At 65.5% G+C, this 7,332-nt stretch carries 7 protein-coding genes; 4 read left to right on the forward strand and 3 right to left on the reverse strand.

What is annotated here, in order from left to right; genetic code table 11:
• The coding region (locus tag AX681_RS12585; RefSeq protein WP_156456093.1) for an amino acid permease at positions 1 to 740 on the forward strand (740 nt) is incomplete at its 5' end.
• On the opposite strand, the gene AX681_RS12590 is transcribed toward AX681_RS12585, so the two are convergent.
• Together AX681_RS12590 and AX681_RS12595 are read right to left on the reverse strand one after the other, a co-directional pair.
• Positions 737 to 2,365: a phytoene desaturase family protein gene (locus AX681_RS12590; protein WP_066656869.1), complete on the reverse strand. Its 1,629-nt coding sequence runs from the start codon at positions 2,363 to 2,365 to the stop codon at positions 737 to 739. The genes AX681_RS12585 and AX681_RS12590 overlap by 4 nt on opposite strands.
• A gap of 12 nt (positions 2,366 to 2,377) precedes the next feature.
• Entirely contained in the window at positions 2,378 to 3,559 is a 1,182-nt protein-coding gene (locus tag AX681_RS12595) for an aromatic ring-hydroxylating oxygenase subunit alpha (protein ID WP_066656872.1), read from the reverse strand.
• Between the two features lie 49 nt (positions 3,560 to 3,608).
• Between AX681_RS12595 and betI the strand changes: the two genes are divergently transcribed.
• The gene (betI, locus tag AX681_RS12600) at positions 3,609 to 4,205 is read left to right on the forward strand and encodes a transcriptional regulator BetI (RefSeq protein WP_066656874.1); all 597 of its coding nucleotides are present in this window, start codon (positions 3,609 to 3,611) and stop codon (positions 4,203 to 4,205) included.
• 50 nt (positions 4,206 to 4,255) lie between these two features.
• Here betI and AX681_RS12605 read toward each other — a convergent pair whose 3' ends face one another.
• Complete coding sequence (locus AX681_RS12605; protein WP_066656875.1) at positions 4,256 to 5,467, reverse strand: MFS transporter; 1,212 nt, start codon at positions 5,465 to 5,467, stop codon at positions 4,256 to 4,258.
• A 452-nt stretch (positions 5,468 to 5,919) separates the two neighbouring features.
• Between AX681_RS12605 and AX681_RS12610 the strand changes: the two genes are divergently transcribed.
• Positions 5,920 to 6,906 (forward strand): sugar phosphate isomerase/epimerase family protein, encoded by a 987-nt coding sequence (locus AX681_RS12610; protein ID WP_231733657.1) that lies wholly within the window; start codon positions 5,920 to 5,922, stop codon positions 6,904 to 6,906.
• Positions 6,906 to 7,295 (forward strand): C-glycoside deglycosidase beta subunit domain-containing protein, encoded by a 390-nt coding sequence (locus AX681_RS12615; protein WP_066656878.1) that lies wholly within the window; start codon positions 6,906 to 6,908, stop codon positions 7,293 to 7,295. The genes AX681_RS12610 and AX681_RS12615 overlap by 1 nt, the downstream gene beginning before the upstream one ends.
• Positions 7,296 to 7,332: the final 37 nt, after the last annotated feature.

A 7,332-nucleotide genomic window follows, 5' to 3' on the forward strand; every position in this document is an offset into this window, starting at 1 on the left:
CGGCCAACCCGCCGGTGCCGATCAGCGCGGGGGCGATCTCCGCCGCGGTCGCGCTGACCTTCTGGGGGTTTCTGGGTGTCGAGTCCGCCACTGTTCCCGCCGATCGGGTCAAGGACGCTGCGCGGATCGTGCCGCTGGCGACGTTGCTCGGCACGGCGCTTACCGGGCTCGTCTATCTGCTCGTCGCCGGCGCGATCGGGTTGATGATGCCGGCGGCGCTGACCGCCGCCTCGCCCGCCCCGCTCGCCGCCTTTCTCGGCCGCGCCTGGGGCAGCGGCGCGCTGGAGATCGCGGCCATCTTTGCCGCAATCAGCGCGCTGGGCGCGCTCAACGGCTTCATCCTGCTGCAGGGCGAGGTGCCCCGGGCGATGGCGCGCGGCGGGGTCTTCCCCGCCTGGTTCGGCAAGGACGGCAGCCGGGGCACGCCGACCCGCGCGCATCTGGTGTCGGGCGCGCTGGTGACGATCGTGATGGCGCTCAACTATACCGGAAGCACCGGCACGCTATTCGCCGACATCGCGACGATCAGTCTCGCCGCCGGGATGCTCGCCTATTTCGTCAGCGCACTCGCCGCGTTGAAGCTGCTGGCCGGCGACCGCGCGGCGGTGCTGGCGGCGATCGTCTCGGCGCTGTTCGTGCTGTGGATGATCTATGGCCTGGGCCTTCGCGCCAACCTGTGGGGCCTCGGCCTGCTCGCGCTCGGGCTGCCCGTGTTCATGTGGGTGCGGCGAACCCGCTAAACAGGCAGCATCCGCCGCACGAACGAGCGGTCGCGCAGGATCTCATGCGCGGCATTATGCCCCGGTGCGCCGGTCACACCGCCGCCGGGATGCGTGCCCGCACCGCACATATAGAGCCCCTTGATCGGCCCGCGATAATCGCCATGCCCCAGCATTGGCCGCGACGCCCATAGCTGATCGAGCGACATGTGCCCGTGCATGATGTCGCCGCCGATCAGCCCGAATTTCGCTTCGAGATCGGCGGGCGAGTGGATCTGCATGCCGATGATCGACTTGCGAAAGTTGGGCGCGTGCTTCGTCACCGTGTCGATGATGACCTCGGCCGCCGCTTCGCGTTCATCGGCCCAGCTGCGCCCATCGGGCAGCACCGGCGCGAATTGCTGGCAGAAGAGCGAGGCGATGTGCATCCCCGGCGGGGCGAGGCTGTCATCGACACTGGTCGGCAGCTTCATCTCGACGATCGGTTCGTCGGACCAACCCTTGGCCTTCGCATCGGTGAACGCCTTGTCCATATAGTCGAGCGTCGGCGAGATGATGATGCCGGCGGTGTGATGCTCGGCCTTTTCCTTGCCCGGCAGCACCGTGAAATCGGGCAGCTCGCTGAGCGCGACGTTCATCCGGAACGTGCCCGACCCGGTCTTGTACCCGTCCATCCGCCGCGCGAATTGCGCAGGCAGGTCGCTGCGATCGACCAGCTGGCGATAGAGCAAAGCGGGGCCGGCGTTCGATGCGACGATCGGAGCGGCGATCTCCTCGCCGCTTTCCAGCCGCACCCCCGCGACCTTGCCGCCCCCGGCCTCCGCCGCGGCAGGCTCCACCAGCAGCTTCGCGACCGGCGTCTCGACGCTGATCTCGACCCCCGCTTCCTCGGCCGCTTCGGCCATGTAGCGCGTGATCGCGCCCATCCCGCCGACGCTGTGGCCCCACATGCCCTTCTTGCCGTTCACCTCGCCGAACACATGGTGGAGCAGGACATAAGCCGATCCGGGCGTGTCGGGGCTGGCATAGTTGCCGACCACGGCGTCGAAGCCGAAGGCGGCCTGGATGTACGGGTTCTCGTACCAGCGGGTCAGAAAATCGCGCGCCGACTTGACGAACAGGTCCATCACGTCGCGCTGCGCCTCGACGTCCATCCCCGCGAGCCGCTTGCCCTGCGCCGCGGCGGCGAGCAGCGCGCGCAGTCCGCCGCCGGCATTGGGCGGCGTCTTGAGCGACAGGTCGCGCAGCACTTCGGCAACACGCTCGAGCGCTTCCTCGTAGTGCGGGAAGGTCTCGGCATCCTTTTGCGAAAAGCGTGCGAATTCGGCCTGGGTCCGCGCGGTGCCCCCGCCCAGCTTCAGATAGCCGCCCTCGTGCGGGAAAAAGTTGCTGATCGTCCGCTCCACGATCCGCCAGCCGCGCTCGTGGAGGCGCATGTCCCGGATCACCTTGGGCCGCAACAGGCTGACGGTGTAGCTCGCGGTCGAGTTGCGGAAGCCGGGGTGGAACTCCTCGGTCACTGCCGCGCCGCCGACAATGTGGCGCCGCTCGAGCACGCGCACCTTCAGGCCCGCGCGCGCGAGATAGAAGGCGCAGACCAGCCCGTTATGCCCGCCGCCGATAACGATCGCGTCGTATTTCTTCATGGCTTCCCCCGGTCAGACGCTGTGCGGACGGCGCGACCAGCCCGGCGCTGGGGCGCGCTGCAGCCGTGCCTCCGGGATGATCGCGCGAATCTTTGCCGCGAAGCTGCGCAGGCAGACCTCGCTCGCGCCGATCGGCCCGGCGGTGTAGCTGCTCGACGCCATGCCCTGTTGCACGCGCTCGATCAGCCAAGTGTCCTCGGCATTGACGACGCGGTTGATCCGCCAATTGGCATAGCGGGTCAGCTTCATCTCCCGACGATCATCGGGAAGCGCGAACGCCATTTCGCGTAGCACGCAGCTGGTCGGCGAGACCGGCAGCCACTGCATGAAGTCGATCTGGTCGGCATAGATGTCGAACGCCATGTTCGGCCACAGCTTGTAATAGAGCCACAGCCGCTGGTTCGCCTCGGGCAGGTGATCGACGCGCGGGAGGTGGCGTTGGTAAAAGGCCTCCCACGGATTGTCCGAGACGCGGTCGACCAGCTGGCCCGACATCTTGTCGACCCACCCCGCCGCTTCAATCGCATAGGACTTCCCGAACAGCCGCGTCAGCCCGTCATGCGCGACCGGGATGTGCAGATTGTCCGAATAATTGTCCCCGACATTCTTCCAGTTGACCCCGCGGTCGCGGATCCGAACGTCGCTGATCCGGCGCATCTCCTCGAACCGATAGGGCGCAACCTCATGATCATAGGGCGCCATCATCTGCGCGGGCGACGGGCCGCCATCATCCTCGAGCCGGACGAAGACGAACCCGCGCCAGGTGGCGAGGTCGACCGGAACCAGACCGCTCGCCGCCATGTCCAGCGCGGGATAGTCGTTGCGCATCGGCACGCCCGACAGCTGCCCGTCCAGCTCATAGGCCCAGGCATGATAAGGGCAGACCAGCTTCTTCGCGCAACCGGCATGACCCTCGACGATCCGCATCGCGCGGTGGCGGCAGACATTGTGAAAGGCGCGGATCGCCCCATCGCGCCCGCGCACCACGACGACATTCTCCCCCAGATAGGTCAGGGTTCGCCACTCGCCCGGTTCGGCAAGGTCGCTCTCATGGCACACGATCTGCCACGACGGGCGCAGGATGCGCGCGGTCTCGACCTCGAGAAATTCGGGGTCGGTATAGATCCAGCCGGGCAGCGACCAGTCGGCATCGGGATCATGGCCCGGCTCGGGCGAGGCGATTGAGGTGGCCATGACGGCTCCGCGATTTGCTTGTTATACGATCGTATAATAAGCTTCAGCGATGAGCAAGCCAGGCTTCACCCGGGTCGAGCCCGATGCGCGACGCCAGTCGCTGATCGCGGCCACGGCGCGCGTGCTCGCACGTGACGGGCCGAGCGGCGCATCGGTGCGCGCCATCGCGCTAGAGGCGGAGGTCTCGCCGGGGCTGGTCGCGCATCATTTCGGCGGGATCGATGCGCTGATTGCCGCGACCTATGCCCATGTCGGTGACCAGGTCGGCACGGCGCTCGATGCGGCGGTCGCCGCGGCGGGAAGCGACCCGCGGGCAAGGCTGACGGCCTATGTCACGGCGAGCTTTGCGGCGCCGATCGCGGATCGCGCGCTGCTCGCGACCTGGACCGCCTTCTGGGGACTGGTGATCGCGCGCAGCGACATTGCTGCGCTCCATGATGCGCAATATGCGCGCTATCGCCAAGAGCTCGAGGCCTTGCTCGCGGCGTGCGGGCTACCCTCGCCCGCGCGCCGGCGCGCGGCGATTGCGATCGCTGCGCTGGTCGACGGCCTCTGGCTTGAACTCTGTCTGTCGCCCGAAGTCCTCGGCGCAGACGAGGCGCGCGCGATCGCCCAGGCGCAGATCAGCGCAATGCTGGACACGTGATGGCAGGGCAACCGCGCAGCGGCGGGCGTTAGGCCAGCCCGCCTTGATGCCTAAGCCGTTGCCTGGCGGGACTGGCGTGAGGTCAGCGCGATCACAACCCCCACTGCGCCGGCCACGATCCCGACGAGCCCAGCAGTCAGGAACGCGCCCTGCATCGATCCGGTGGATTGATCGAGAACATGCACCAGCCGGGGCGACTGTGACTGTGCCAGGAAGAAGGCGGCGGTCCAGATGCCCATCGCCCGGCCGCGATGCGCGAAGTCGAACTTCGAATGCGTCCAGGCCAGCAATGTCGGTACCGCCATGCCCGCCGCCATCTGCTGGACGGTGACGCCCGCTGCCATTGCACCCGGCGTTTCGGCCAGACCGATCGCCGCAAGCCCTGCCCCCAACAATGCGAGGAAGACCCCGAGCTGCAGCGCGTAGCTGCGGTTGGCGAGGATTCGGAACAGGATCGCGCCGGCCAGAAAGAACAGCGTCGGTACGACGATCAGCTGTGCATAGCGATCGGGCTGCGTCACGCCGACCTCGGCGAAGGCAAGGGCACCGTTGATGATGAACACGTAATAGAGCATCGCCGCGAAGAATGTGACGAGGGCCGTGAGGACCGCACTCCGCCAGGGAAAGGCAGTCTTGGGAACCGCTTGCTCGGCGGACGCTTCGCCACTCTCGGCCTTCTTCGGTTCGAACAGCCAGATCATCATGGCTGCCCAGATCGGGATGGCGGCCAGGTAGACGAAGAAGACCGCGTTCCACTGCAGCTTGCTCGCCTCGCCAACGCTCAGCCCGACGAGCCCGCCGAACACGGGGCCGACCAGGCTTTGAAGGAACAGCCAGTTCTTGCGGCCCTTGTCGTCCCAATAGTCCGCGATCAGGGTGTTGACGACGGTCAGGATCACGGCCTCGGAAATGCCGAGCAGCAGGCGGGATATGTAAATCTGGTCCAGGGTTTCGAGGAACAGCGGCACCGTGCCGAACACGGCGTAGAAGGCGGTCGCCACCAGCAGCAACTGCCTGCGCCCGAACTTGTCGACCAGCACCCCGCTGAAGGGTGCCAGGATCGCCATGGTCAATCCCGGTGCACCGATCAGCGCCGGCACCTGCGCCCGGGCGTCAGGGTCGTTCGCAAAATGCGCGATGAGCGTCGGCACGGCCGGGCCCATCGCGACGATGGCGAGCATCGGTAGGAAGCCGGCAAGGACGACGACGATCCCCTGCGGCTTCAATGGAAGTGCGCGCCAATAGGCCGTCAAGTTCCACATTTTCGGCCTCTCCCCATATCGAATGGCCTGTTCAGTAATATATCAGAGTAATCAGTTCAATTCCGGATGTTGGGGTCCCGACCTTCGAATTCCACGCGGCCGGGTGCAGCGTGGAGTCTGATCGCCAGATGCGCCGATCAATCGCGCAAAACGAAATTTGACAGAATCAGAATGGCGATACTAGTTTTGCTCTACACGCGCCTGCCGACGGTTTGCCGCGTCGAAAATGCCCCATTTTCGTGGCGCGCCGAACAGGAGAGGCAGATCATTGCATCATGACGATTGAGCACGCGCGCGGTACCTGCGCCCGCTTGGACCGCTGCGCAGCGCGGCGACGGGACGTGCAGAGCGACAATTCCGGCCACGCGGACGGGCGCGAACTGCGGCTTTGGTTCGCCAAGCCGACCTTGAACGATAATATTTCAGCGGAGTGAGATGAGATGGCTGCCAGAGTGAAACGGGGCGTCAGCCTGTACAGTTTCCAGGAAGAGATGTTCCTGGGACAGATGACCATTGAGGACTGCGTCGCGTTCGCAGCGTCGATCGGCGCCAAGGGGATCGAGATCCTCCCCGAACAGAATATGCCGACCTTCCCGAACATCGACGACCGCCAGGTTGCTTGGTGGAAGGAACTGATGGCCAAGCATGGAACCGAGCTCACCTGCTACGACATGTTCCTCGATACCAAGGCCCGCAAGGACCGGTTGATGACCGATGACGAGCAAGTCGCTTCGATCCGTCGCGACCTTGTGCTGTGCAACCGGCTCGGCATCCGCAACATGCGCGTGCTGGTGTTTGTCCGTCCCGACATTCTCGAGCGGTGCGTGCCTTATGCAGAAGAGCTCGACGTGCACATGGGCGTGGAGGTGCACGCGCCGTGGCACATGGAACATGCCTGGATCCTGCGCACCGTCGAGGTTGCCGACCGACTTGGCACCAAGCATCTCGGGCTGCTTCCCGACATGGGCATTTTCATGAAGCACTACCCGCCGGTCTATCGCGACCGCTTCATTCGCCAGGGCGCCCGCCCGGAGGTCGCGCAGTTCATCGTCGACCAGCACGAGCAGAAGATCATGGCCGAGTATACGATCTACGAAGTGGCCGTGAAGATGAAGGGCAATCCGGCTGAAGTGCGGATGGCCGAGATTCTGCGCCACCAGCCGTTCGCCAATCCGAAGCGGATCCGCGACTACATCCCCTATTTCCGGCACATCCAGGCCAAGTTCTACGAGATGACGGAGGATGACCGCGACCCGACCCACGCCTATGATGAGGTGATCCCGGAACTGATCGCCGGCGGGTGGGACGGCTACCTCTCGAGCGAATATGAAGGAAACCGCTGGATCCAGGACGTCCAGGCGGTCGACAGCCGCGAGCAGGTGCGGCGGCAGCACCGCATGTTTGAACGCCTGATTGCACAAGCCGAGGGAGCCCGCTGATGTTCGACAAATATCTGATCGTGGACGGCAGTCTGCGCAATGTCGGCCCGGCTGACGCGCCGAGCGGCTTCGCGTTCGAGGCGAAGCTCGGCTATTATCGCGGCCTTGGCCTGTCGATGGTGGAAGCGCTGGACGTGACCGTCGACGGTGAGGCGATTCCGCGCGAAGCGATCCGCTTCGATGAGGGGAATGGACCGCTCAGCCTCGACGAAATGGAAACCGTGTTCGACCGGCGCTGGCCGTTCGGTGCGTCGGCGACGATCACCGTTGCGCGCAGCGGCGGGCTTGCACCGGGAGAGCACAAGCTGGAATTCCTCCAGCGGCTGCGCGTCTCCTACATGCCCTTCCCGTCGATCAATTCCGACGCGAAAACGCTGACGGTCGCGTGACATAGAAGCGGGGCGGGCACCATGACCAAATCCGGGT

Origin of the sequence: Sphingomonas sp. CCH9-E2 (assembly GCF_001557215.1) — a bacterium.
Lineage (GTDB): Bacteria > Pseudomonadota > Alphaproteobacteria > Sphingomonadales > Sphingomonadaceae > Sphingomonas.